General features: G+C 71.0%; 28 protein-coding genes and 2 pseudogenes. 14 read left to right on the top strand and 16 right to left on the bottom strand.

Annotated features, from left to right (window positions below; translation table 11 throughout):
- Positions 1-32: 32 nt before the first annotated feature.
- Complete coding sequence (locus ABCR94_RS27940) at positions 33-629, bottom strand: TetR/AcrR family transcriptional regulator (protein ID WP_347122862.1); 597 nt, start codon at positions 627-629, stop codon at positions 33-35.
- Positions 630-713: 84 nt separating this feature from the next.
- Here ABCR94_RS27940 and ABCR94_RS27935 point away from each other — a divergent pair, with 84 nt between their 5' ends.
- Positions 714-1,934: an FAD-dependent monooxygenase gene (locus ABCR94_RS27935; protein WP_347122861.1), complete on the top strand. Its 1,221-nt coding sequence runs from the start codon at positions 714-716 to the stop codon at positions 1,932-1,934.
- 10 nt (positions 1,935-1,944) lie between these two features.
- Positions 1,945-2,850, top strand: a complete 906-nt coding sequence (locus tag ABCR94_RS27930) for a Gfo/Idh/MocA family protein (protein WP_347122859.1) — start codon at positions 1,945-1,947, stop codon at positions 2,848-2,850.
- On the opposite strand, the gene lnt is transcribed toward ABCR94_RS27930, so the two are convergent.
- The 3 genes from lnt to ABCR94_RS27915 form a co-directional block, all read right to left on the bottom strand.
- A complete protein-coding gene (gene lnt / locus ABCR94_RS27925) occupies positions 2,774-4,363 on the bottom strand; it encodes an apolipoprotein N-acyltransferase (RefSeq protein ID WP_347122858.1) in 1,590 nt (529 codons plus the stop codon). The genes ABCR94_RS27930 and lnt overlap by 77 nt on opposite strands.
- A gap of 147 nt (positions 4,364-4,510) precedes the next feature.
- The gene (locus ABCR94_RS27920) at positions 4,511-5,029 is read right to left on the bottom strand and encodes a nuclear transport factor 2 family protein (RefSeq protein ID WP_347122856.1); all 519 of its coding nucleotides are present in this window, start codon (positions 5,027-5,029) and stop codon (positions 4,511-4,513) included.
- A gap of 221 nt (positions 5,030-5,250) precedes the next feature.
- Entirely contained in the window at positions 5,251-5,427 is a 177-nt protein-coding gene (locus ABCR94_RS27915) for a hypothetical protein (RefSeq protein ID WP_347122855.1), read from the bottom strand.
- Positions 5,428-5,792: 365 nt separating this feature from the next.
- Here ABCR94_RS27915 and ABCR94_RS27910 point away from each other — a divergent pair, with 365 nt between their 5' ends.
- The 4 genes from ABCR94_RS27910 to ABCR94_RS27895 all read left to right on the top strand — a co-directional run bounded on the left by ABCR94_RS27910 (position 5,793) and on the right by ABCR94_RS27895 (position 8,912).
- Positions 5,793-6,635: a pentapeptide repeat-containing protein gene (locus tag ABCR94_RS27910; protein ID WP_347122853.1), complete on the top strand. Its 843-nt coding sequence runs from the start codon at positions 5,793-5,795 to the stop codon at positions 6,633-6,635.
- 121 nt (positions 6,636-6,756) lie between these two features.
- Positions 6,757-7,071, top strand: a complete 315-nt coding sequence (locus ABCR94_RS27905; protein WP_347122851.1) for an alpha-amylase inhibitor — start codon at positions 6,757-6,759, stop codon at positions 7,069-7,071.
- 92 nt (positions 7,072-7,163) lie between these two features.
- Positions 7,164-7,805 carry an HAD family hydrolase gene (locus tag ABCR94_RS27900; protein ID WP_347122850.1) on the top strand — a complete coding sequence of 214 codons (642 nt, stop codon included), beginning with the start codon at positions 7,164-7,166 and terminating at the stop codon, positions 7,803-7,805.
- Positions 7,806-7,988: 183 nt separating this feature from the next.
- Positions 7,989-8,912: an N-acetylmuramoyl-L-alanine amidase gene (locus ABCR94_RS27895; RefSeq protein WP_347122849.1), complete on the top strand. Its 924-nt coding sequence runs from the start codon at positions 7,989-7,991 to the stop codon at positions 8,910-8,912.
- 37 nt (positions 8,913-8,949) lie between these two features.
- Here the strand turns inward: ABCR94_RS27895 and ABCR94_RS27890 are convergent, their stop codons facing one another.
- The 4 genes from ABCR94_RS27890 to ABCR94_RS27875 form a co-directional block, all read right to left on the bottom strand.
- Entirely contained in the window at positions 8,950-9,222 is a 273-nt protein-coding gene (locus ABCR94_RS27890; RefSeq protein ID WP_347122848.1) for a DUF4873 domain-containing protein, read from the bottom strand.
- 205 nt (positions 9,223-9,427) lie between these two features.
- Positions 9,428-9,619 carry a CsbD family protein gene (locus ABCR94_RS27885; protein ID WP_347122846.1) on the bottom strand — a complete coding sequence of 64 codons (192 nt, stop codon included), beginning with the start codon at positions 9,617-9,619 and terminating at the stop codon, positions 9,428-9,430.
- A gap of 101 nt (positions 9,620-9,720) precedes the next feature.
- A complete protein-coding gene (locus tag ABCR94_RS27880; RefSeq protein WP_347123117.1) occupies positions 9,721-10,596 on the bottom strand; it encodes an undecaprenyl-diphosphate phosphatase in 876 nt (291 codons plus the stop codon).
- Between the two features lie 121 nt (positions 10,597-10,717).
- Positions 10,718-11,449, bottom strand: coding sequence for a TVP38/TMEM64 family protein (locus ABCR94_RS27875; RefSeq protein WP_347122844.1), 732 nt, complete (start codon positions 11,447-11,449; stop codon positions 10,718-10,720).
- A 485-nt stretch (positions 11,450-11,934) separates the two neighbouring features.
- Here ABCR94_RS27875 and tuf point away from each other — a divergent pair, with 485 nt between their 5' ends.
- The 3 genes from tuf to ABCR94_RS27860 all read left to right on the top strand — a co-directional run bounded on the left by tuf (position 11,935) and on the right by ABCR94_RS27860 (position 14,904).
- Entirely contained in the window at positions 11,935-13,116 is a 1,182-nt protein-coding gene (tuf, locus tag ABCR94_RS27870) for an elongation factor Tu (protein WP_347122843.1), read from the top strand.
- 77 nt (positions 13,117-13,193) lie between these two features.
- Positions 13,194-14,036, top strand: a complete 843-nt coding sequence (locus tag ABCR94_RS27865) for a patatin-like phospholipase family protein (RefSeq protein ID WP_347122841.1) — start codon at positions 13,194-13,196, stop codon at positions 14,034-14,036.
- A gap of 22 nt (positions 14,037-14,058) precedes the next feature.
- On the top strand, positions 14,059-14,904 hold the full coding sequence (locus ABCR94_RS27860) for a spermidine synthase (protein ID WP_347122840.1): 846 nt from the start codon (positions 14,059-14,061) through the stop codon (positions 14,902-14,904).
- A gap of 220 nt (positions 14,905-15,124) precedes the next feature.
- On the opposite strand, the gene ABCR94_RS27855 is transcribed toward ABCR94_RS27860, so the two are convergent.
- Entirely contained in the window at positions 15,125-16,144 is a 1,020-nt protein-coding gene (locus ABCR94_RS27855; RefSeq protein WP_347122836.1) for a DUF8017 domain-containing protein, read from the bottom strand.
- A 155-nt stretch (positions 16,145-16,299) separates the two neighbouring features.
- Here ABCR94_RS27855 and ABCR94_RS27850 point away from each other — a divergent pair, with 155 nt between their 5' ends.
- Entirely contained in the window at positions 16,300-16,737 is a 438-nt protein-coding gene (locus ABCR94_RS27850) for a DUF4442 domain-containing protein (protein WP_347123114.1), read from the top strand.
- Between the two features lie 108 nt (positions 16,738-16,845).
- Positions 16,846-17,538 carry a DedA family protein gene (locus ABCR94_RS27845; protein ID WP_347122834.1) on the top strand — a complete coding sequence of 231 codons (693 nt, stop codon included), beginning with the start codon at positions 16,846-16,848 and terminating at the stop codon, positions 17,536-17,538.
- Positions 17,539-17,543: 5 nt separating this feature from the next.
- Here ABCR94_RS27845 and ABCR94_RS27840 read toward each other — a convergent pair whose 3' ends face one another.
- The gene (locus ABCR94_RS27840; protein WP_347122832.1) at positions 17,544-18,074 is read right to left on the bottom strand and encodes a gamma carbonic anhydrase family protein; all 531 of its coding nucleotides are present in this window, start codon (positions 18,072-18,074) and stop codon (positions 17,544-17,546) included.
- Between the two features lie 134 nt (positions 18,075-18,208).
- On the opposite strand from ABCR94_RS27840, the gene ABCR94_RS27835 reads away from it, so the two are divergent.
- Positions 18,209-18,955, top strand: coding sequence for an acyltransferase (locus ABCR94_RS27835; RefSeq protein WP_347122830.1), 747 nt, complete (start codon positions 18,209-18,211; stop codon positions 18,953-18,955).
- 146 nt (positions 18,956-19,101) lie between these two features.
- On the opposite strand, the pseudogene ABCR94_RS27830 reads toward ABCR94_RS27835, so the two are convergent.
- The 3 genes and pseudogenes from ABCR94_RS27830 to ABCR94_RS27820 form a co-directional block, all read right to left on the bottom strand.
- Positions 19,102-19,650, bottom strand: a pseudogene (locus ABCR94_RS27830) (EamA family transporter); the annotation flags it as partial.
- 57 nt (positions 19,651-19,707) lie between these two features.
- The gene (locus tag ABCR94_RS27825) at positions 19,708-21,300 is read right to left on the bottom strand and encodes an IS1182 family transposase (protein WP_347118091.1); all 1,593 of its coding nucleotides are present in this window, start codon (positions 21,298-21,300) and stop codon (positions 19,708-19,710) included.
- A 66-nt stretch (positions 21,301-21,366) separates the two neighbouring features.
- Positions 21,367-21,690: pseudogene (locus ABCR94_RS27820) on the bottom strand (EamA family transporter); the annotation flags it as partial.
- A 93-nt stretch (positions 21,691-21,783) separates the two neighbouring features.
- Here ABCR94_RS27820 and ABCR94_RS27815 point away from each other — a divergent pair.
- Together ABCR94_RS27815 and ABCR94_RS27810 are read left to right on the top strand one after the other, a co-directional pair.
- Positions 21,784-22,356 (top strand): helix-turn-helix domain-containing protein, encoded by a 573-nt coding sequence (locus ABCR94_RS27815; RefSeq protein WP_347122828.1) that lies wholly within the window; start codon positions 21,784-21,786, stop codon positions 22,354-22,356.
- A gap of 75 nt (positions 22,357-22,431) precedes the next feature.
- A complete protein-coding gene (locus tag ABCR94_RS27810; RefSeq protein WP_347122826.1) occupies positions 22,432-22,986 on the top strand; it encodes a YbaK/EbsC family protein in 555 nt (184 codons plus the stop codon).
- A gap of 27 nt (positions 22,987-23,013) precedes the next feature.
- Here the strand turns inward: ABCR94_RS27810 and ABCR94_RS27805 are convergent, their stop codons facing one another.
- The 3 genes from ABCR94_RS27805 to ABCR94_RS27795 form a co-directional block, all read right to left on the bottom strand.
- Positions 23,014-23,421: a CoA-binding protein gene (locus ABCR94_RS27805; RefSeq protein WP_347122824.1), complete on the bottom strand. Its 408-nt coding sequence runs from the start codon at positions 23,419-23,421 to the stop codon at positions 23,014-23,016.
- An 87-nt stretch (positions 23,422-23,508) separates the two neighbouring features.
- Complete coding sequence (gene rbsD, locus ABCR94_RS27800; RefSeq protein WP_347122823.1) at positions 23,509-23,898, bottom strand: D-ribose pyranase; 390 nt, start codon at positions 23,896-23,898, stop codon at positions 23,509-23,511.
- Positions 23,895-24,800: a ribokinase gene (locus tag ABCR94_RS27795; protein ID WP_347122822.1), complete on the bottom strand. Its 906-nt coding sequence runs from the start codon at positions 24,798-24,800 to the stop codon at positions 23,895-23,897. Before ABCR94_RS27795 ends, rbsD begins: the two co-directional genes overlap by 4 nt.
- Positions 24,801-24,811 lie beyond the last annotated feature (11 nt).

Here is a 24,811-nt window from a genome sequence, read left to right as displayed (position 1 = left end):
TGGACGCGCCACGGCTTATCGGCGGAACCCCGCTATCGGCCGAGCATGCCGCGCATCAGTTCACCGAAGCCGGTGCGCAGGTCCGCACGGCTGGGTACCGCCGAGTGGTACGCGCCCGCGGCGCAGGAGAACATCAGCCCTTCGCACCAGGCCACCAGTGACAGGGCGTGGCGCTCCGGTTCCCGCGAACCGGCCGCGGCCATCATCGCGATCATCGGTTCACGGAACCGGTCCCTGCCCGCCGCGTCGTAGAACTCGCGCAGTTCCGGTCGCCGAGTGGCTTCGAGCCCCAACTCGTACCGGGCAATGAGCAGTCCGCGGTGGCCGCTGAGATGGCTGTGCAGGGCCAGCGCGAGGGCGTCGACGAGGGCCTCGATGCCCCCCGACGGGCTGGGCATCCGGTCCAGGGTGAGTACCCGCGCCTCGCGCTCCGCCAGCCGCCGCACCGCGGCCTCCAGCAGCGCCAGCCGGGTACGGGCGTAGTTCGACGTCGAGCCCTGGGGCAGCCCGGCGAGTTCGTCCACCGCCCGGTGGGTGAGGCCGCGCATGCCGCGCTCGACGAGCAGGGTCAGCGCGGCGTCGGCGATGAGTTCGGCGCGGGGGGCCGGAGCGGTGGTGGGAGCGGTCATAAGGCCAACCTACCGGCGTTACTACATCTGTAGTACCTTCAGGCCTGTCACTACATCTGTAGTTCCGAGGGGGAGGAGACAGCCATGGCAACGTCCCGTGCCGTCGTCGTGGGAAGCGGAATCGGCGGGCTGACCGCAGCTGTCGCCCTGCATCAGTGCGGCTGGCAGGTCACCGTCCTGGAGCGCGCGCCCTCCCTGGAGGCGGTGGGCGCCGGTATCGGCCTCACCCCCAACGGCCAGCGCGCCCTCGACGTCATCGGCCTCGGCGCCGAGATCAGGGAGCTGGCCGCCTGGCAGGGCGACGGCGCAATGCGCTCCCCGAGCGGCCGCCGGCTCGTCCGGACGAACAGCGAAGCCGCCGCCGAGCGCTTCGGCGGACCGCTCGTCCTGGTTCACCGCGCCACCCTGATCGGCCGACTCGCGTCCCGGCTGCCCGAGGGCGTCGTGCGCACCGGGGCCGTGGCCTCGCTCGCCGACCCGGGAGTCGCGGACGGCCGCCCCGCCGTGGTCACCACCCCTGACGGTGACATCGAGGCCGACCTCGTCGTCGGCGCCGACGGCATCGGCTCCGCCGTACGCCGCGCCCTCTACCCAGGGCACCCCGGCCCGGCGTACTCCGGGCTGACCACCTGGCGGGTGGTCGTGCCCGCCCCCGGCCACCCCTTCGAGCCCCACGAGACCTGGGGGCGTGGCGCGCTGTGGGGCACCCAGCCGCTCAAGGACGGCCGCGTCTACGCGTACGCCGCGGCAGCCGTCCCCGCCGGAGGCCGCGCGCCCGACGGCGAGAAGGCCGAGCTGCTGCGCCGCTTCGGCGACTGGCACGACCCGGTCCCCGGGATCCTCGCCGCCGCCGACCCTGCCCGGGTCCTGCGGAACGACGTGCACCACATGACCACCCCGCTGCCCGCCTTCCACCGGGGCAGGACCGTGCTCATCGGCGACGCCGCGCACCCCATGGCGCCCACCATGGGCCAGGGCGGCAACCAGGCCATCGAGGACGCCATCGTCCTCGCCCACCACGCCGCGTCCCCCGAGGGACTCGGCGTCGGCCTCGCGGCGTACTCCGCCGCGCGACTGCCGCGCACCACGGGCATCGTCCGCAGGTCCGCGCGCATCGTCCGCCTGGTCACCCTCGGCGGCGCCCCGGCCGTCGCCCTGCGCGACGGCCTGATGTCCCTCTCCCGGTTCGCCCCCGGCCTCGCCCTGCGCACCCTGGACGGCATCGCCGACTGGCGCCCTCCGCAGCGCACGTATGCTGCCCGGACACGGGACCGCCAGGTCCAGGACCCACACATACAGCGTTAGGGAGGCCCCTGTGAAGGTCGGCGTCATCGGGCTCGGGGACATCGCGCAGAAGGCATATCTGCCCGTACTGGCCACCCGGCCGGGGCTCGAACTGCATCTGCAGACCCGTACCCCGGCCACCCTCCACAGGATCGCCGAGACCCACCGCATCCCGGACGGGCAGTGCCACACCGACCTGGACGCGCTGCTCGCCCAGGGCCTGGACGCCGCGTTCGTGCACGCCCCGACCGCCGTGCACCCCGAGATCGTGACCCGGCTCCTGGAGGCGGGCGTACCGACGTACGTCGACAAGCCGCTCGCGTACGAACTCGCCGAGTCCGAGCGGCTGGTGCGCCTCGCCGACGAGCGCGGCGTCAGCCTTGCCGTCGGCTTCAACCGCCGTCTCGCGCCCGGCTACGCGCAGTGCGTCGAGCATCCCCGCGAGCTGATCCTGATGCAGAAGAACCGCGTCGGCCTGCCCGAGGACCCGCGCACCCTCGTCCTCGACGACTTCATCCACGTCATCGACACCCTGCGCTTCCTGGTGCCCGGCGAGATCGAGCACGTCGACGTACGGGCGCGGATCATCGACGGCCTCATGCACCACGTCGTGCTCCAGCTCTCCGGCGACGGCTTCACCGCCATCGGCACTATGAACCGGATGAACGGCTCCACCGAGGAAATCCTCGAAGTCTCCGGCCAGGACACCAAGCGCCAGGTCGTCAACCTCGCGGAGATCATCGACCACAAGGGCCAGCCCAGCGTCCGTCGCCGCGGCGACTGGGTGCCCGTCGCCCGGCAGCGCGGCATCGAGCAGTCCGTCGTGTCCTTCCTGGACGCCGTACGGGCCGGAAAGCTGCTCAGCGCCCACGACGCGCTGCTGACCCATGAGCTGTGCGAGCGTGTGGTCCGCGTGGCCGCCGAACAGGCTGCCTGAACGCGCGCACCCCCTCGGCGGCGCACAGCAGGGCCAGGACGGCCAGCGCGCCGTGGACGGCCCAGTCGCCGGCCCTGACGTACAGGGTGCTCCCGGCGGCCAGCGGTACGTCGTACACCGCGGCCTCGCTGCGGTCCGTCCCCAGCGGTGAGCCGACGCGCTCACCGCTGGGCCCGAACACCGCGCTCACGCCGGTCAGGGTCGCGTGCGCCACCGGGCGGCCGTTCTCGGCGGCCCGCAGCGCGGCGAGCGACGCGTGCTGTTCGGGTGCCCAGCTGCCCTGGAACGTCGAGGTCGCCGACTGGGTGACAAGGAGCTGGGCGCCGCCCCTGGTGAGCTTGCGGCTCATGTCGGGGAAGGCGGACTCGAAGCACACCAGGGGTCCGACGCGCAGGCCGTCCGCGGCGTCGCCGGGCAGCTCCATCACCACCGGCCTTGTGCCGCGCATGCGGTCCTCGCCCGCAGCCTTGCCCACGGAGGTCGCCCAGCCGAGCAGCGCACGCGCGGGTACGTACTCGCCGAAAGGCACCAGCCGCATCTTGTCGTAGCGATAGCCGGTCGGGCCCCGCGGGCCGACCAGTATGGAGCTCTTGAAGATGCCGGGCCGGTCGGAGCGCCGTGCGTCCACATTGACCAGTACGTCCGCGCCCACCCGCCGGGACACGGCGGCCAGCCGGTCCGCCAGATCCGGGCGGCGCGCCAGATCCTCGCCGACGCTGCTCTCGCCCCAGATCACCAGATCGAGGTCCTGCCCGGCGAGCTCGCCGGTAAGCGTCTCACTGCGGGCGAAGCGCCGCTCGGCGCCGCCGATGCCGTTGACGATGCCGGGCTGCACGACCGCGATCCGGGCCTGGCCGGTCCGCTCCGGGCGCGGGGCCCACGCCCAGGCGGCCGCCGTCAGCAGGGCGCAGGCCAGTACGCCCGCCGCCGCCGGAGTGCGGGCCGTGGGCACCGCCACCAGCACGGTGACGCCGGTGTTCACCGCGACCACCAGCAGGCTGACCAGCCACACACCGCCGACCGAGGCCACCCGCAGCGCCGGAGCGACCTGCCACTGGCTCGACCCGAGCAGCCCCCACGGGCCGCCCAAGCCCTCCCAGGACCTGACCAGTTCGACCATCAGCCATCCCGCGGGGAGCACCGCGAGCGCCGCTGTCGCACGGACGGCCGACGGTGCGCCGCCGAGCATCGACCGGACCAGCCAGCCCCACGGCAGCCAGAGCAGGGCCAGCAGCGCGGCCAGCACCACGATGAACACATGCAGGCTCGGCATCAGCCAGTGATGTGCGGCGAGCATGAAGCCCGTACCGCCGAGCCAGCCGTCCAGCGCTGCCCGCCGGCCCGTGGGCGCCGAGCGGATCAGCAGCATCCACGGGACGAGGGCGACGTACGCGAACCACCACAGGGAGGGTGCCGGGAACGCGAGCGCGGGCAGCGCGCCGAACAGCACCGCGGCCGCACCGCGCCACCAGGGCGACGAAAGCCGCTCCCACCGGCCGGCCGGAATCCGCATGCGGCGCCTCCTCGTCGTGCCCCGTGAGAAGTGTCTGCCCCCAGTGTGGGGGAGCACGACGATCGCGGACAGTGGGCCGGTCCGGGGGTGCGGCCGGGGTTGAGGGTGTTGTTCGGGTCAAATGACACCCCTTGGGAGCCCGGCGCGTCAGCGGGCGCCGTGCGCCCCCGTCGTACGCCGCCACTTCTCCTCGACGACCACGGCGAGCAGCCGCCAGCCGCCTTCCGTCCGACGCAGGCTGAAGGTGTACCGGCCGCCGGACTCGAAGTTGGGGGCCGTCGACTGCTCGGCCCCGCTGGAGCCGCCGGGCTCGGCCCCGCTGGAGCCGCCGGGCTCGGTCTCAAGACGCATCGGGTTCAGGTAGTCGGCCTGGAGTTCGGCGCGGTCCCCCGTGTCGCCGTTGAGATTCTCCAGCCGCAAGAGCCTGTTGACGATGAAGTGCTGGCGTACGGGGAAGAGGCGCATCATCTCCGCCAGCCATCCCGCGACCTCACCTGCCGGTCCCTCGATGCCGCCCGCCGTCCGGTAGTCGGCCCGGCCGTCGGCGGTGAACAGGGCCCGGTAGTCGAGCCAGTTGCCGTCGTCCACCGCCACCGCGTAACCGGTGATCACCGAGTCGATGGCAAGTCGGTCCATTACGGTCGAGAGCTCCACACGCTGCGTCATCGGGTCAGTCTCTGGCAGCGGGGGCCGCGAGCCAAGAGCACAACCGCCCGTATCTCATGGAGCCGGGCAGTAGCCGACGGAGCCGGGCGGGACGCGCCGGTCAGTGTGTGAAGACCTCGCGGAGCTTCGCCTCGGCCTCGCCGTCCAGGTTGCTGTGGACCAGCTCGGCATGCCCGCCCGGGAACGCCTGGCTGGCCTTCCCCGCCGCGTACGGTCGTCGCCTAGGCGGCTTCGGTGACCTCGCCGCGTACCGCCGCTGCCCACTTCAGCAGCAGCATCTCGTACTCCTCGGCGGGCCATTCCGACCCGTCGGCGCGCGACTCGACCAGCGCGCGGATTGCCTCGTTCGCCTCGGTCAGGGACCGCACGGAACCAGACGGCGGGGGAGAGGGGTACATGCGATAAGAGTACGGGCAGATACGCACAGTAGGGACCAGGTCGACAGTGAGTTTCCTTAGCGAGGGGGTCTGACCAGGCTTTCTCTGCGTAAAAGGGGCGGCACGCGCATGTCGCCGCACATCGAAGGAGCCCGGGGAACACCACTTTGCGTGACGACAGCCCTGTGCGGCGGCGGAAGTGGACCTTCGTGCGAGCCGCGAACGGGGTGCTCGCGTTACCCAGGTGGCACACGCTCATGGCACATGCCGGTCCGGCGCCGACCGCGCCGGGCGCCGTGCGGGGCGCTCCGTTCGTTGGAGACAATGGGAGTTCGACCTGGGCACGCCGAGAGCGGCGCCCACCACGTAACAGGAGATCTTCCACCGTGTCCGAGAAACGCGATCATACGGAACCTGTCGCCGAAAGGGACCGTTTCGGCCTGCGAGCCGACTGCGAGAGCTGCTTCGGGCTGTGCTGTGTCGCGCTGACCCTGACGGTATCGGCCGACTTCGCGATCAACAAGGACGCCGGAGACCCCTGCCCGAATCTGCGGTTGGACTACCGCTGCGGCATTCACAACCGCCTGCGGCCGCAAGGATTTCAGGGCTGCACCGTGTACGACTGCTTCGGCGCGGGGCAGAAGGTCTCCCAGGTCACCTTTGGGGGGAAGAGCTGGCGCGAAGCCCCGGACACCGCACAGCAGATGTTCGCCATTCTGCCGATCATGCGCCAGCTCCACGAGTTGCTCTGGTATCTGAGCGAAGCGCTGACACTGCGACAGGCCCGCCCGCTCCACGGTGAGATCGGCCGCGCAATCGACAAGACCGAACGTCTCACTCTCGCCACTTCCGACGCTCTGGTGGAATTGGATGTGGCGGCGCACCGGGGAGAGGTCAATACGCTGCTGCTGCGCACGAGCGAACTCGTACGCGGCGGAGCCCGGCGTCAGAAGAAGAAGGAACGCCGAGGGGCCGACCTGATGGGGGCCGACCTCAGGGGCGCCGACCTCAGCAGCGCCAACCTGCGCGGGACCTATCTCATCGGCGCCGACCTCAGGGGAGCCGACCTGAGGGGAGCCGACCTGATCGGCGTCGACTTCAGGGACGCCGACCTCAGCGGCGCCGACCTCACCGGGAGTCTCTTTCTCACCCAGGCCCAGATCAACGCGGCGAAGGGCGACTCCGGTACGAAGCTGCCGCCCAAACTCAGCCGCCCGACGCACTGGTAGCGCTCCGGACCGCCCCGAGCTTCGCTCGCGCGGGTGACTGCCCCGAGCGCCTCCCGGCACTCCCGGCGTCCGACCGGTAAGCAAGCCCTGTCCCGGAAGAACCTTTGGACAGGAGTCCCCCTTGCCCAACATCCCAGTACGGCGCACGGCCCGCGCCGCCATGTCCGCCTTCGCCGCGGCCACGCTGATGGCCGCGATGTCCCTGGTGACCGCCGCCCCGGCGGCCGCAGCCGGTGGCACCGCGCCGGCGTGCATTGCCCGTGACGTCATCAAGCAGGAAAGGAAGGCCTGGACGACCAACAACTGCGGTCGGCGGATGCATATCCAGCTCGTCGTCAAGCGCGGGCCCGACGGCCGGTGCTGGTCCACTTCCCCCGGTGAGCGCCTTGAGTGGAAGTGGTCAAGGGGCTCCTACGGGCGTATCGCCCTCTGCTGACAGAACACGGGAGAGTGGAGTAGAGGGCGAATGGAATGGATACGGGCAGTTGCTGACCGTGGATATGCCTCGCGCCCTCTACGCTTACGCCGATGATTGAGACCATCGTCTTCGATGTCGGCGAAACCCTTGTCCGTGACGACCGTTACTGGGCGTCGTGGGCCGATTGGCTCGGCATTCCGAGACACACCGTGTCCACGCTCGTCGGTGCCGTCACCGCTCAGAGCCGTGACAACACCGATGCCCTGCGCCTCATCAAGCCCGGCATGGATGTACGTGAGGCGTACCGGGCGCGCGAGGCGGCGGGACGCGGCGAACACCTCGACGAGACCGACCTGTACCCCGATGTGCGCCCGGCCCTCGCGGGCCTGCGCGACCTGGGGGTGCGGGTCGTCGTAGCGGGAAACCAGACGGGCCGCGCCGGTGAGCTGCTGCGCGGCCTCGACCTTCCGGTGGATCTGGTCGTGACGTCGGCCGAGTGGGGCGTGGCGAAGCCCTCGGCCGAGTTCTTCGCCCGGGTCGTCGAGATCGCGGGCGCCGATCCGCACGAGACCGTCTACGTCGGAGACCACCCGGTGAACGACCTCTACCCGGCGCAGGAGGCGGGCCTGCGGGCCGCGCACATCCGCCGCGGGCCGTGGGGCTATCTGTGGGCCGACGACCCCGAGGTTGTCGCCGCGGCGGACTGGCGCATCGACTCCCTCACCGAGCTCACCTCGATCGTCACCGGCTGAACCGTCCACGGACCGGACACCGGCCGACGGGATTTCAACTCACTTGCCCCGCCTGTGCGTTACGGGCGGGGCTGTTCGCGCCGGGACCACTACCAACCGGTACGGATGGGTATCACATCCTCGGGGCGTCCAGCCGCCTCCGCCCCGCTCCGCGACGGGGCCTCCCCGACCGGAGGAGGACACATGGCCTGGTATCCGGGCGCCACGAAGATGGAGCTGCAACCGGAGTCGGACAGTCAAGCGGTCATCCGGCCCACGCAGTTCATTGTGCATTCGGTGATAGCGCCGTGGACCGCACGCCGCATCTACGAGTACTGGCGCGACAGCACCAACCTGGAATCGCACTTCGGCCTCGGTTACGCGGGCGACCTCGGCCAGTACATCGGGACCGAGACCCGCGCCGACGCGAACGCCGCGGCCAACAGACGGCCCGACGGTACGGGCGCGGTGTCCATCGAGACCGCGTCCAACCTGCAGGGCTCCGACCCGTGGACGGCGCAACAGCTGGAGAAGCTCATTGAGCTGGGCGTGTGGCTGCACCGCACGCACGGCATTCCGCTGCGCGTTTGCCGTTCCGCGTCGGACCCGGGCTTCGGCTATCACCGGCTGCACCCGGCCTGGGCCGTGTCCGGCACCGCCTGCCCGGGCAACGCACGGGTGAAGCAGTTCAAGGAGACGGTCTTCCCTGCCATCGTCGCCCGCGCAACCAACCAGGAGGACGACATGCCCGAGACGCTCGGCCGCTACGACGACACCGAGAGGGCCTTGGTGCCCCGCCAGTGGAAGAACGTCACCATCAGCGGCGTCGACCTGCTCACCGGCGCGAAGTCCTACACCGCGTCGGTGTGGCTCAACCTCACCGCGCCGGCGGGCGCCACCGTCCAGGGCCGCTTCTACCACTACAGGACCGACGGCTCCCGCTGGACGGCCGCGGTCACCGAGCGCCTCGCCACCGACGGTGGCAGCTTCCTCGACTTCCACAATTCGGGGTCCATCGAGTCCGGCGAGAAGCTCCGCTTCGAGGTGGTCTACTACCCGGTCGACGGCGCCGACGAGCAGCCGGTCACCATCAGCTCCACCCGGGCCCGCGGCCTGTACTGGAAGTAGGCGCGGCAGGGCTCCGGGCCTTAACGGAGGGGACGCATCAGAAGGGGATGGTGCCGTTGCCGGAGATCCGCAGCCGTCCGCTGCCGATGGCGGTGGGCGTCGCGACGACCGGGCACTCCTCGCCGCCGGGCAGCAGGAGGGACACGTCGACGTCCTTCATGGCGGTGTAGAAGTCTTCCGCGGCCTCGCTGGTCTGTACGCTGCCGCCCCACTGGCTGAGCGCACCGGAGGGGCCGGAACTCAGTGTGGCTTCGACTTCGATCTTCGAGTCGCCGGCGATGAGGGTCGCGGGGCCCTGATAGTTACTCATGGCCCCAGTGTGCGCCTGCCGACTGCCCTGCCTTACCCAACTGGCCCGCACGGCGGTCGCGCAGCCCGAAAATGAGGTGCTCGCGAACCGGTGGCCGACTATCGTGGATCCGGTCCGGGTGCGAAGGCTGCCGGACGTTGGACTGAGGCCCCTCGCCCACGGGGGATACCGGGCGAGGGGCCTCGTCGTGCTCCGTACCCGCGGCCTACTTGTCGTCGCGGCGCATGGAGTCCTTCATGCCTTCGGCGCGCTCGCGGAGGCCGCTCACGGCGTCCTTGGCCTTGCCCTTGGCCTGGTCCGTCTTGCCTTCGGCTTCCTGACGTCGGTCACCCGTCATCTTGCCCATGGCTTCCTTGCCCTTGCCCTTGAACTTGTCCTTGGCGCTTTCGTCAGTCACTGCGGCTCCTAGCACGGTACGGTTACTTACCGTCTCAAAATAGGACAGATGACTGCGATGTGCCTGCTCGTCGTCGCCCATTCGGCCGCGGCAGCCCCCGGTCAGCCCGCCGACTCACCCGCGTGCGGGCTGAGCACGCCCATGCCGACCAGGATGAACAGCACGATGCCCAGGATGATCCGGTAGATCACGAACGGCATGAAGCTCTTGGTCGTAATGAACTTCATGAACCACGCGATGACCGCGTAGCCGACCACAAAAGCGATGATCGTCGCGAAGATCGTCGGCGCCCAGGACACATGGCCGCTCTCGTTCGCGTCCTTCAGCTCGAAGACCCCGGACGCCAGGACCGCCGGGATGGCGAGGAGGAAGGAGTAGCGGGCCGCGGCTTCACGGGTGTAGCCCATCAGGAGCCCACCACTGATGGTCGCGCCCGACCGGGAGACACCGGGGATCAGCGCCATCGCCTGGCAGAACCCAAAAATCAGCCCGTCCTTGATGCTCAGTTCCTTGAGCGTCTTGCGGTCCTTGATCGCGCGGTGCTTGCCGCCGCTCTCGTCGCGGGCCGCGAGCCGGTCCGCGATGCCGAGAACGATGCCCATGACGATCAGGGTGGTGGCGATCAGGCGCAGATCGCGGAACGGGCCCTCGATCTGGTCCTTGAACGTGACGCCGAGTACACCGATGGGGATCGAGCCGATGATGACGAGCCAGCCCATCTGGGCATCGTGGTCACCCCGCATCGACCGGTCGGTGAGCGAGCGGCACCACGCCGAGACGATCCGGGCGATGTCCTTGCGGAAGTAGATGAGCACGGCCGCCTCGGTGCCGATCTGGGTGATCGCGGTGAAGGCCGCACCCGGATCGTGCCAGCCGGCGAAGGCTGCTGTGAGACGCAGATGGGCGCTCGACGAGATCGGCAGAAACTCGGTGAGCCCCTGGACGAGTCCGAGGATGAACGATTCGAACCAACTCATGGGGCTTGTGCCGTCCCGGATGTGATTGTGCAGCGGCATGCAGGTGCAGCGTGCGGTGCAGTCAGGTCAGTTCGGGGCAGCGTATCGTTCGCGACCTTCGCCGCTGTGGGAAGGTCCCGCCTTAGGCACCGAGGCGGTGCCCCGAGTGCGGCTCACCGTCGCGCAGATGGTGACGCTTGCGCCAGGCGACCACCAGCGCACCGAGGCCCGTCAGCGCGATGAACCCCATCGCGATCAGGAAGGTCGGCGACGTCGGGGAGGCGGCGCTGCTGCCCGCGACGACGTACGCCGCCGTATTCGGGATGGAGCCGAGCCCCGTCGCCAACAGGAACGGCACCCAGCCCATGCGCGAGACGGCCGCACAGTAGTTGGCGGCGGCGAACGGCACCCCGGGGAAGAGCCTGATGGCCAGCATCGTGCGGAACCCGTGCCGGCTCAGCTGCCCGTCCGCCGCCAGCAGGGCCCGCCCGCGCAGCAGTGGCCGCAGCGCGTCCTGGCCCAGCACCCGGCCGAGCCCGAAAGCGATCCCGGCGCCGAGTACCGTGCCGGCGACGGCCGAGGCAAGGCCGGCCTGCGTGCCGAACAGGGCGCCCGCCGCGAGATTGAGGAGCGGGCGCGGTACGAACGCGGCCGTGCAGAGCCCGTACGCGATACCGAACAGCACCACGGCCACGCCACCGCTCAGCTGTGGCGGCCAGCCCGCTCTGAGCAGCTGCTGCGGCTCGAAGATCAGCACTGTCGTCGCGGCCGCTGCGAGCACCACCACGAGAAGCGAGAGCCGCGACCAGGGGGAGATCAGCACCCTGGTGCAGCGAAGAGTGAAACCGGCAGGCCGTGTGACGGGGTCGAGCATCGGGGGAGCGTAACCGACAATGGGATGTGATCGCCGTAATGTGCGTCGGACGGCCGTCGCAGCATCGGGCGGGCGAGACACCCGTACCCCCTCGGAACAGCGAACACTCCGGTATCCGCTGCGACCGTTGTGACACGTGACGCACGAGCCCCGGTACGCCACAGCCCAGCCCGGCAGTGCTGAGCACCTTCGTACGGGCGGCGTGCAACTCCCTTGCCGCGGCGCGAAAACCATTCGACGCGCCCCCTCCCGTACGCCATGATCGGCGCTATGAACAGGTACGCCTTCCTCGCAGCGAGGTCCGCAGTCGCGGACGCGCCGAAGGCTGCCGCATTCCCCGCAGCGGCCGCAGTCGCCGCTGCCGCAGCGCCGCTCGACGGCGCCCGAAGCTGACCCTTCCCGGATCGTCCGGCGGACCCCACAGGGGGAGGGTCGGCAAGGCCCAGGGGTCCCCATCACGCTTCGACCTTCCGAGGAAGATCACCATGCCCAAGACGGCATACGTGCGCACCAAGCCGCACCTGAACATCGGCACCATGGGCCACGTCGACCACGGCAAGACCACCCTGACCGCCGCCATCACCAAGGTCCTGAGCGAGCGCGGGGGCGGCACGTTCGTGCCCTTCGACCGTATCGACCGGGCCCCCGAGGAGGCGCTGCGCGGCATCACCATCAACATCGCGCACGTCGAGTACGAGACTGACACCCGCCACTACGCGCACGTCGACATGCCGGGGCACGCCGACTACGTCAAGAACATGGTCACCGGCGCCGCGCAGCTCGACGGGGCGATCCTCGTCGTGTCCGCGATCGACGGGATCATGCCGCAGACCGCCGAGCACGTCCTGCTCGCCCGGCAGGTCGGTGTGAACCACATCGTCGTCGCCCTCAACAAGGCCGACGCGGGTGACGACGAGCTGATCGACCTGATCGAGCTTGAGGTCCGCGAGCTGCTCTCGGCGCACGGCTACGGAGGCGACTCCGTGCCCGTCGTCAGGGTCTCCGGGCTCAGGGCGCTGGAGGGCGACCCGCGCTGGAGCGCCGCGATCGAGGCGTTGCTGGACGCGGTGGACACGTACGTACCGATGCCGGTGCGCTACGTCGACGCGCCGTTCCTCATGCCCGTCGAGAACGTTCTCACCATCACCGGGCGCGGCACCGTCGTCACCGGCGCCGTGGAGCGCGGCGCCGTACGCGTCGGCGACCGGGTGGAGGTGCTGGGCGCGGACACAGGTCCGCAGACCAGCACGGTGACCGGCCTGGAGACCTTCGGCAAGCCGATGGACTCCGCCGAGGCCGGTGACAACGTCGCCCTGCTGCTGCGCGGCATCCCGCGCGACGCGGTCCGCCGCGGGCAGGTGGTGGCCGAGCCGGGCAGCGTCACGCCCAGCCGGCGTTTCACCGCGCAGGTGTACGTCCTGTCGACGCGGGAGGGCGGTCGTACGACGCCCGTCGTGACCGGCTACCGGCCGCAGTTCTACATCCGCACCGCGGACGTCGTCGGGGACATCGACCTCGGTGACACGGCCGTCGCGCGACCCGGCGACACGGTCACCCTGACCGTCGAGCTGGGCCGCGACACGCCACTGGAGGCGGGGCTCGGCTTCGCGATCCGCGAAGGCGGACGCACGGTCGGGGCCGGCACGGTGACGGCGCTGCTCGACTGATCGCCGCGAGACCCGGCGTCCGCCTCCCCAACTACCCCTGGGGAGGCGGGCGCAGGGCCGTGCGCCAGACTGCTCGTATGACGGACACGGCACTGGTACTCGGCGGCGGCGGGCTCACCGGCATCGGCTGGGAGGCGGGCATCGTGCACGGTCTTGCCGAGGCGGGCGTGGACCTGTCCAACGCCGACGTGGTGGTGGGTTCGTCCGCCGGCTCGATCGTCGGCGCCCAGCTCACCTCGGGGCGGCTGACCCTCCCCGAGCTGTACGAGCGCCAGCTCGCCGACCCGACGGGTGAGACACCCGGACACATCGGGCCCGGTGTCTTCCTGCGTTTCGCGCGGGCGATGCTGTCTGCGCGCACCGCCGAGGCCTGCGGCGAGAAGCTGGGGCGGTTCGCGCTCGACGCCGACACCCCGGGCGAGGCGGAGCGCCGCGCGGTGATCGCCCGCAGGCTGGTCTCCCACGACTGGCCCGAGCGGTGCCTGCGCATCACCGCCGTGGACGCGCTCACCGGCGCGCTGCGGATCTTCGACAAGGACAGTGGTGTTCCGATCGTGGACGCGGTGGCCGCGAGCTGCGCGGTCCCCGGCGTCTGGCCGCCCGTCACCATCGGAGGGCGCAAGTGGATCGACGGCGCGGTGCACTCCCCGGCCAATGCCCACCTCGCCGCCGGATACGGGCGCGTAGTCGTCATCGCCCCGACCGCGTCGGGCGTCAGGGCCATCGCCTCCCCGCGCGCCCAGGCCGCGCTGCTCGCGGCGGACGGGGTGCGCGTCGAGGTCATATCGCCGGACGCCGCCGCGAGAAAGGCCTTCGGCCACAACGTGCTGGACCCCGCGCGCCGGGCGGCAGCCGCCCGCGCCGGCCTCGCCCAGGCCGCCGCGCACGCCGAAGCCGTGGCCGCGGTCTGGGGCGCGTGACCCGGCGGCGCACAATGGTCGGGTGGACGAGCCGATACCCGTGATCCGGGACGTGGACTGGGGCACCGCCAAGCTGATGCCGGACGTGGACCGGGCGAGGGCCTGGCTGCTCACCGTCGACGGGGCGCCGCAGTCGTACGTCGACCTGGACAAGCCGACCCATCTGGAGTTCGAGTACGCGCGCCGGCTCGCCCACGTCGTCGACTGTGCGGCGCCCGACGGCGAGCCCCTCGACGTGACTCATCTCGGCGGCGGCGGACTCTCGCTGCCCCGCTACACGGCCGTGACCAGGCCCGGATCCGGCCAGGACGTGGTGGAGGCCGACAGGGGGCTGCTCGCGCTCGTCGCCGAACACCTGCCGGTGCCGGACGGATCCGGGATCCGGGTGCACGGCGCCGACGCGCGCCAGTGGCTCGCCAGCGCCCCGGCCGACTCGGCGGACGTACTGATCGCGGACGTCTTCGGCGGCTCCAGGGTGCCCGCGCACCTCACCTCCGTCGAGTACGCGCGGCTGGCCGAGCGCGTCCTGCGCCCCGCCGGGATCTACGCCGCCAACCTGGCCGACGGTGCGCCCTTCGCCTTCCTCCGCTCCCAACTGGCCACCTTCGCGGCGGTGTTCGCGCAGAGCGCGCTGATCGCCGAGCCGGGCGTGCTGCGCGGCAGGCGCTTCGGCAATGTGGTGCTGCTCGCCTCGCACGAACCGCTCGACCTGGCGGGCCTGGCCCGCCGCACCGCCGCCGACGTCTTCCCCGCGCGAGTGGAGCACGGCCCCGCGCTGCGGCGTCTTGTCGGTGACGCGCGGGTGGTGCGGGACGAGGGCGCGGTGGAGTCACCCGAGCCGCCCGACGGCGCCTTCAGCATCGGCTGAGCCTGGCAGGTCAGCAGGCGGCCCGCCGGCCTTGGCCACCTCGTGGGTGCGGCGGGTCACACTCCGTACGTCACGACGGCGGAGGCGGTCGGCAGCGTGCAGTTGCGGCCTGCCCGGGCGGGGCGGCGAACGCGTCGGGGGCGGCGGCAGCGGATGTCACGTGCGGACTGTCGCTGCCGCCGCCCCCCCCGTTGCCGAACCGGTTGAGCGACCAGGTCGCTCAGGCGCCGGGCACCCGGACGGTCGCGAGGATCTTCTGGATCGTCGCGTCCGGCAGCTCGTCGGGTACGCCCTTGGCGGTGTACAGGTTCCACACGGTGAAGTCGCCTTCGGCGTTCTTGAAGGCGAAGGCGATCGACTTCCCGTCGCTGCTGCACTTGGTCTTCTTGGCGACACCCGTGACGGTGGCGGTGGAGTAGCTGCCCTTGAGCCCGGACGTGGTGGTGAAGGGCTTGGCCTTCTCGATCTTCACCTTGCCGGTCTTCTTCTGGTCGTAGGGGCTGAAAACCCACCAGCCGGCCACGTTCTGAGCCTCGACACCGGCGTTCGACGCGCCGTTCGCGCCCCGGGTGCCGGCCGCGGCGAGCCTGTTGTCCTCAGAGTCGCCGTCCTTGTCCGAATCCTCCGTGCACCACTTGCTCTTGTAGTACGCGGGCGCCGACATCGAGATCAGCGGCTTGTCCATCGGGTCCTTGTCGTCCGTGAAGCCGATGGTCATGCCGGGCTTGTCCACCTCCCAGTCCGGCGGTACGTCGAAGAGGGTTCCGTACTTGGGGTTGGTCACGGCCTTCCAACCGGGAATCGACGGCTTGGCCTCCTTGGCCGAACCGCCGCGCGGATTCTCCGCGGGGGTGGAGGGCGCGGCGGGCTGCTCGGACGGGTTGGTCGACGGGGACGCCTTCTTCTTGTCCTTGTCGTCCGACGCCTGAGTGCTCTTCTTGCCACCCTCGTCGTCCTTGCCCATCACCACGACGCCGGTGATCACGGCCGCGGCGACGACCGCGGTGGCCGCGACGATCGCGATGACCGTGGTCTTCTTCCGGTTGCCTTCGGGCGGCTGAGGGCCGCCGGGCGGCATGGGGCCGCCGTACTGGGCGGGCTGCTGCTGGTACGGATTGGGCTGCTGATAGCCCGGCTGCTGATAGGGATTCGGCTGCTGGTAACCCGGCTGCTGGTACGGGTTCTGGTTCTGGTCCTGCGGGTTCTGCTCGCCCCCGGGCGGCTGCTGTCCTGGCCACATGGCGAGTAACGATAGAGGGGTCGCGTAACAGTCGCCACGTGCGCCCCCTCATAGGGCCGTGCGCCGGGGCGGGCGCGGGGGGCGGCGGGGGCGGGCAGAGGGATGGCCAAGTTGCCTACTCGTGGGTAACATCGCGTTTCATGAGCGCAGATCAGATGTCCGTCGGCGAGATGCTCGTCGCGACCGTCCCCATGGCCCGCACCCTCAACCTCGACTTCCTGGAGACCACCCCGGAGCGCGCCGTCGTACGGCTGCCGGACCAGGCCGACTACCACAACCACGTCGGCGGCCCGCATGCCGGAGCGATGTTCACGCTGGCCGAGTCGGCGAGCGGCGCGATCGTCATCGCGGCCTTCGGGGACCAGCTGTCACGTGCCGTGCCGCTCGCCGTCACGGCGGAGATCGGCTACAAGAAGCTTGCCATGGGTGTGGTGACGGCCACCGCGACGCTGGGCCGCCCGGTGGCCGACGTGGTCGCGGAGCTCGACGCCGGACAACGTCCCGAGTTCCCCGTGCACATCTCCATCCAGCGCGAGGACGGCGCCGTGACGGGCGAGATGACCGTGGTCTGGACCCTGCGCCCCAACGCCTGACGTCGCGTCACGGCCCGGTCGTGCCCGGTCCGGGGGAGCGGGTAGGCTGCCCGCCGTGCGCCACGGGGGCGCACCGCGGGCAGTTCTACTCGACGTTAGGAACCGGCGTTGCACATCCAGGAGTGGCTAGAGACCGTTCCCGCGGTCAGCATTTACCTCCTGGTGGGGGTGGTGATCGGGCTGGAGAGTCTGGGCATTCCGCTGCCGGGTGAGATCGTCCTTGTCAGCTCGGCGCTGCTCGCCTCCCAGCACGGCGACATCGATCCGTACGTCCTCGGCGCGTGCGCGTCGGCGGGCGCCATCATCGGTGACTCGATCGGCTACGCGATCGGGCGCAGGGGCGGCCGACCTCTGCTCGCGTGGCTGGACCGGAAGTTCCCCAAGCATTTCGGCGAGCAGAACATCGCCATTGCGGAGCGGTCGTTCGAGAAGTGGGGCATGTGGGCGGTCTTCTTCGGCCGCTTCGTCGCGCTGCTGCGGATCTTCGCGGGTCCGCTGGCCGGCGTCCTGCACATGCCGTACTGGAAGTTCCTCATCGCCAATGTCTTCGGCGGCATCCTGTGGGCGGGCGGCACCACGGCCGTCATCTACTCGGTCGGCGTCGTCGCGGAGGCGTGGCTGAAGCGCTTCTCGTGGCTGGGGCTGCTGTTCGCGGTGCTGTTCGGTGTCGGGTCGATGCTCGTCCTCAAGAACCGCGCGAAGAAGGCCGCCGCGCAGGCGGAGGCGGAGCGGGCGGCCGCCGTACCGGACGGGGCGGATGCCTCGCCCGGTTCCGAGAAGGTCCCTGCGGCCGCCGAATAGGGGCCCTACCCGGCGTGCGCCTCGCGGTGGGCCTTGGCCAGGTCCAGGTACACCGCGGCGTTCAGCTTGATGCCCTCGCGCTCCTCCTCGGTCAGCTCCCGCCGCACCTTCGCGGGCACGCCGGCCACCAGGGAGCCCGGGGGCACTCGCATGCCCTGGGGCACGAGGGCCTGCGCCGCGACCAGTGATCCGGCTCCGATGTGTGCCCCGTTGAGCACCGTGGCGCCCATGCCGATCAGTACGTCGTTCTCGACGGTGCAGCCGTGCAGGACGGCGTTGTGCCCGACGGAGACCCGCTCGCCCACGGTGACCGGGAAGCCGGGGTCGACGTGCACGGTGCAGTTGTCCTGGATGTTGGTGTCGGCGCCGAGGACGATCGGCCCGCAGTCCGCGCGCAGCACGGTCTGGTACCAGATGCCGGCGCCGGCGCGGATCGTGACGTCGCCCATCACGACGGAGGTCGGCGCGACGAAGGCCGTGGGGTCGATCTCCGGCTCCTTGCCGCCCACGCCTGCGATGAGTGCCTGCTGTGTCATAACCGTCTCCCTGTTGCCTTGCCTGCGCGCTCAACGGCACCGTAAGGGGCGGTGCGCAGCCCGGCGCCCGGGTGGGGTGAAGATCACAGGTCGGCTCGCCCGCCCCGATCGGCCCGGCCGACTACCGTGTGCGCGTGCCGAAGAACAGAGACACATTCTCATCGCTGACTGCCTGGCGTCGCCGTCTGGTGACCCGCGCTGTGCACGGCGGGTGGCGGTGGGTGCGGGAGGCCGGAGCGGTCAGCGCGGAGCGCCCCGGCCCGCTGCGCTTCGGGGCGATCGGCTTCGGCACGAAGCTCGCGTTCCCGCAGGGCACGGTGTTCGGGGAGGAATGGATTCGGCTCGGCGACCACTGCATCATCGGTGAGCAGGTCACCCTGACGGCCGGGATGATGCCGGGTCTCGACCTCGGCCCCGACCCGATCCTGACCCTTGGCAACGGTGTGGTGCTCGGTCGCGGCAGCCACGTCATCGCCGATACGCGGGTCACGATCGGCGACGACGTGTACTTCGGCCCCCACACGTACGTCACCTCCACCAATCACAGTTACGACGACCCCGGCGTCCCCGTCGGCAAGCAGTGGCCGCGCATGGACCCGGTGGAGATCGGTCCCGGCTGCTGGATCGGCACGGGCGCGGTGATCCTGCCGGGCGCGCGGCTCGGCCGCAACGTGGTGGTCGCGGCGGGCGCGGTCGTCAGGGGCGAGGTGCCCGACCACTCGGTGGTGGCGGGGGCGCCCGCGCGGGTGGTGCGGAGCTGGGACGAGGAGAAGGGGTGGCAACCGCCGCTGCGGACGCCTGCGCCGGTGCCGATCCCGGAGGGCGTCACCCCGCAGCAGCTGCTGGCGCTGGGGGCGCTGGATGCGGAGACGGTGGAGTAGGCGGGGGGTGGGTGCGGGTGTGGGTTGCCTGCGGCGCTGTTCCCCTACCCGCCCCTACCCGCCCCTTCCCGTAGCTGGGGGCAAGCCCCCAGACCCCCGGACGCCCTTCGGGCGTGTCCTCAAACGCCGGACGGGCTGGGTGTGTCTCACCCCGCCGCCAGCAGCACCGAGCCCGCCAGGGCGATCCCGGCCCCCGCCGCCTGCACCCCGCGCAGCCGTTCCTTGAGGATCACGACCGCCGCCACCGCCGTGACCACCGGGTAGAGGTTGGCGAGGACCGCGGCCACGGTCACCGGCCCGATCTGCGCGGCGATGGAATACGTACCGTTCGCCGCCACATCGGCCAGGCCGATGAAGGCCAGCGCCGGCAGCGTGGACCAGAGCACCCTTATCCCGTGGCCCTCGGGCAGCGCCGGGTTGCCGCGCTTCACCGACACGTAGAGCGCCGCGCCGCCCACGGCCACATTGGTCACACGCTGCACGAACAGCGCGAGGAAGAGCCCGACGAGCGTCGTGGACGCCTCGGCGATCAGTGCCAGCACCGCACCGAAGCCGACCGCGGCGATCAGCGTCAGCACGATCGCCTGCCGCTGCACCGGCGCCCCGCGCAGCTGCGGCCCGCTCGCCAGCACCACGCCGGCCACCGCCACCGCGATCCCGGCGAACTGCAGCAGGCCGGGGCGCTCGCCTAGAAGGCTGCTGAAAATCTTGTTGAGGGGGCTGTCCGGCCGTGGGCCGGGTGGCCCTCTTTGTTATGGGGTGGCCGGGATGAGGGTCCAAGTGCCGTTGACTCGGGTGAGTCCGAGTTTGATCAGTCGGCGGAGGTTGAGTGCGGCGGCGCGGTGGTGGAGGGCGATGTTGTTGGCGATGACGCCTCGGTGGCGGACGCGGCGGTGGCCGTGGGCGACGAGCCAGGCGATGGCGCGTTCGACCGGGGGCCGCCAGCGGCGGTACTCCTCCTGCCAGGTGGTGTCGGTGGCGGCCTGGTGCCGGGCGGCGGCGAGGAGTGCGTGCTGGGCGTGGACGTTGAGGGCGCGTCCGGTCTTGGAGGTCGTGCAGCGTTCCCGCAGCGGGCAGCCGGCGCACTGGCGCTTGAACTGGGCCGTCCGGTTGCCGTCGGCTTTGACGCGGCCCAGGTTCGCGGTGTTGCCGGCCGGGCAGGTCACCGTGCCGGCCTCGGTGTCGACGTGGAAGTCGTCGATGGTGAAGCCGCCGGGGACGGTCTGCCGCAGCGGTGGCGGTTTGATCACCGCTGTGTGGCCGGCCTCGGTGAGTTGTTCGCGCAGGGCGCCGGTGCCGTAGGCGGCGTCCCCGAGCACGGTCAGTGTCTGGCCGTCGGCAGTGTCCTCGTCGGCCAGCAGGTCGAGCGCGACGGCGGCTTCGTGGTTGCCGGGGCCGTGGCCGCTGGTCAGGGCGACGGCGGTGAACAGTCCGGCCTCGGGCTCGAAGGAGACGTGTCCCCGGAAGCCCTCCTGGTGGCGGGTGCGGTTCTTGTGGATGTGCCGGGCGTCGGGGTCGACAGTGGACACGGTGCGGTCGGGCACGGTGCCCCGGGTGATGCGCCAGCGTCCGTCGGATCCGTCGGAGTCCTCGGCGGGCTCCACGTCCTGCCCGGCGACCAGGGCGAGCAGGCCCATCGCGTTCGCCGCTCTCTCGCCCAGCTCGCGTTCGGGCAGACGGCCCAGGAGGTTGAGGGCGTCGGTGACCAAGGCGTCCACCAGCGCGGCCCGGGCCGCCCCGTCGTTCCAGGCGATCTTCGGTTTGCCCGGGTCGGTGTAGTCGTGGGCGGTGCACCACTGTCCGGCGACCGTGACGGCGCCGGGGACCTCGCGGATCACCCGGCGGATCGCCGAGACGATCTGGGTGACGGTGTCCTGGGTGGCCACAGCGTCGTCCAGGACGGTGGAGTCCAGCGCCCGCCGCGTCCTGCCCTTCAGCACCCCGGTCGCGGCCACGACCTCTTTGACCTTGGTAAAGATCCGCGTCGGGTCGCCGGAGCGGGCAAGCCGACGCCGGAAGTAGGTCAGCAACGACGGATCGAAGGCCATGTCGTGCAGGCCCAGCCCGCAAGCCGCCTTCCACCGCAGATCACAGCGGAGTTCCTGGACCGACTCGAAGTCCGACAGCCCGGTCAGGGACTGCAGCACCACCGTCGAGGCCAGCACCTGCGGCGGCAGCGACGGCCGCCCGTTGGCCGACGGGTACATGTCCGCGAAGAACTCCGCAGGGAACAACGCCTCCCGGTACTCGGCCAGGAACGCGTACACGCTCCCTGCCGGGATCAACTCCCGGCAGGTCTCCCACACATCCGGCCCGACCGGCTCCCCGGCCCATTCCCCCTGCATGCCTACAAGGCTGGCCCCGGACCTGCCGGCCCGGGGCCAGAACGCAAAAGATTTTCAGCAGCCTTCTAGAACGAGCCCGACCGTCACCGGCACCGCGACACCCAGCGAGCCGATGGGGGAGACCACGCCCATCGGGCCCAGCGCGAGGGCCTTGTAGAAGCTGAGCATCGCGACCGGCCCGACCGCACCCGCCGCGACCGCGAACCACAGCTGCGGTCCCGCCTCGCTCCACGCCCCGGTGGCCACGACGGTCGCACCGAGCACCACCACGGCGATCGCCTGGGACACGACGACCACCGTCAGGGCGGGCATACGCCGGGTGAGCAGCCCGCCGCCGAAGTCGGCCAGCCCCCACAACAAGCTGGTGGCCAGGGCGAACAGTGCAGTCATCACAGGCCTCGCAGTACAGTGTGGTGAACGATCCAGTACACCGGACCATAGTTCACTGTGATGCACCCTGTCATCCAAAATATTGGACGGAATGTGTCGGACCTCGACCAGCTCACACAGTCGCTCGCCCGCAACCTCAAGCGCTGGCGCGGTGAGCGGGGTTTCACCCTCGACGCGCTGGCCGCCCGCGCGGGAGTCAGCCGCGGCATGATCATCCAGATCGAGCAAGCCCGTACGAACCCCAGCGTGGGCACCACGGTGAAGCTCGCCGACGCGCTGGGCATCAGCATCACCACGCTGCTCGACTTCGAGCAGGGGCCGCAGGTCAGGCTCGTACCTCAGGACCAGGCGGTACGCATGTGGTCCACGGAAGCGGGCAGTTACACCAAGCTGCTCGTCGGCACCGAGGCCCGCGGCCCGCTCGAACTGTGGTCCTGGCGGCTGATGCCCGGCGACGCCAGCGCCTCCGACCCGCACCCGGAAGGCACCATCGAACTGCTCCACGTCACCGCGGGCGACCTGACCCTCCTGGTGGACGGCGAGCCGCACATCGTCGCGGCCGGGGCGTCCGCGACTTTCGAGGCCAATGCCCCGCACGCCTACCGCAACGACGGCTCCGAGACGGTCGAGATGGTAATGGCCGTGTCCATTCCGCCCGCCCGCTGAGATCCGCCTGCTGAGATCCGCGCGCCCGCTGAGACGGCCAACACGGCCGACCGGGGCGGCTGTTAGCGTGCCCGTATGCGCGCTCCCATCGGTGACTTCGACGACGCCCGACCCGCCCCCGACTGCCTGGAGCTGCTCATCGCGCCCGTGGCCGACGCCGTGCGCGCCTGGAGCGGTGACGTACCGGCCGAGCAGCTCATCTACGTCGACACCGACCCGGAGATCGCCGACACCGCGGCTTTCGTCGAGCACTACGGCGCGGAGCTGCTCGACGCCTCGGCCAACTGTGTGGTCGTCGTCGGCAAGCGGGGCGGCGAGAGCACTCTGGCCGCCTGTGTGGTCCTCGCCGGTACCCGCGTCGACGTGAACGGTGTGGTCCGGGGGCAGTTGGGCGCGCGCAAGGCGTCGTTCGCCCCGATGGACACCGCTGTCGGCGAGTCGGGCATGGAGTACGGCGGCATCACCCCGATCGGCCTGCCCGCCGGCTGGCCGCTGCTCGTGGACGCCGCCGTCGTCGACGCCGACTGGGTCCTGATCGGCAGCGGCAGCCGCCGGGGCAAGCTCATCGTGCCCGGCAAGGCCTTCGCGGGCCTGCCGGGCGCCGTGGTGCTGGACGGCCTCGGGGTCTGACGCAGCCAGGACTGTCCGTCGACCGGATCAGCCGAGCCGCGGGATCTCGATCGCCGGGCAGCGGTCCATGACCATGTCGAGGCCTGCCGCACGGGTGCGTTCGTACGCCGCCCCGTCGATCACGCCGAGCTGGAACCAGACGGCCTTCGCGCCGATCGCCGCCGCCTCGTCGGCGACACCGCCCGCGAGCTCGCTGTTGACGAAGACGTCCACCACGTCGACGTCGAAGGGGATGTCCGCCAGCGAGGCGTAGCCCCGCTCCCCTTGGACCGTCTCGGCCTTGGGGTGCACGGGCACGACGCGCTTGCCGAAACGCTGCAGCACATCGGCGACGCCGTACGCCGCCCGTGACTGGTTGGCGGACAGGCCCACCACCGCCCAGGTGTCGCCGAGTTCCGTCAGGATCCTGCGGATCGTCGCCGGGTCGCCATACATGTGCTGCCTCCAGCAGGTCGGGGTGTTCGCGGAGTCCAACGTACGGCCGTCGTCGTCGATTCCCGCGCCTGTCGCCGTCGGTGCCCGCTAGAAGAACACCCCGCAGTGCAGCAGGACGTTCGCGTAGGGCCTGGCCTCGCCGGTCCGCACCACGAGCCTGGCACCGGCGGACAGCGCCTTGAGTTCTTCGTGCGGGACCAGCTCCAGGCCCGGGAGGCGTACGTCGAGCAGCCGCGCCGTCGTCGGATTCGCCCCCCGCACCTCGCGCGCGGCCGTCGCGCCTTCCACCACCAGCTCGGCCAGCAGCCCGTCGAGCACCTCGGCGAACGACGGGATTCCCGCCCGGAAGGCCAGATCGACGACCCGCGGCCCCACCGGGATGGGCATGCCCACGTCGCAGATCAGGACCCCGTCGCCATGGCCCAACTCGGCCAGTGCTCCGGCCAGATGCCGATTGAGAATGCCTGCCTTCTTCACGGGGCGCCGACCTCCTCGGCCGTCGGGAAGGACTGCTGCGCGCCTTCCCGGGTGACGGCGGCGGCGCCCACCCTGACCGCGAAAGCGGCAGCCTTCACCAGGTCGTCGCCGAGGCTGAGCCGCCAGCCCAGAGCGGCGGTGAAGGCGTCACCCGCTCCCGTGGTGTCCACGGCGTCGACCCGCGGGCTCGGGACTCGTTCACAGGTGTCCGTGCGGCCGTCGGCGACGAGCGCGCCCGCCGCGCCCAGCGTGATCACCACTGACCGTGGGCCGAGACGGAGCAGCCCGCGCGCCCAGTCCTCCGGATCCTGTCCCGCCGACTCGCCCAGGACGAACCGGGCCTCGTGCTCGTTGACGACGAGCGGATCGCAGGCGGCGAACACCTGCGGGGAGAGCGGCGCGGGCGGTGAGGGATTGAGCACGAGCCGGGTGCCCGACGGCAGCGTACGCACCACCTCGGCCACGGTCTCCAGCGGAATCTCCAACTGCACCGACACCACCCGGGCCGCGCCGAGCAGATCCTTCGCGGCCCGGATGTCCTCGGGGGTCAGCCTGGCGTTCGCGCCGGGGGAGACCACGATGCTGTTGTCGCCCGAGGGGTCCACCGTGATCAGCGCGACCCCGGTGGGCGCACCGCCGACGAGGACACCACCGGTGTCCACCCCGGCCGCGCGCTGGGACTCAAGGAGCAGCCGCCCGTGTGCGTCGTCGCCGACCCTGGCCAGCAGGGCCGTACGGGCGCCGAGGCGGGCGGCTGCGACCGCCTGGTTGGCTCCCTTGCCGCCCGGGTGGACGGCGAGGTCGGAGCCGAGCACGGTCTCACCGGGCGCGGGGCGGCGCTCGACGCCGATCACCAGGTCGGCGTTGGCCGACCCTACGACCAGCAGGTCGTAGTGCTGCATGAGCGGTCTTC

The organism is Streptomyces changchenzhani, assembly GCF_039766235.1.
GTDB lineage: Bacteria > Actinomycetota > Actinomycetes > Streptomycetales > Streptomycetaceae > Streptomyces.
This window is presented reverse-complemented; position numbering and strand designations above follow the sequence as displayed.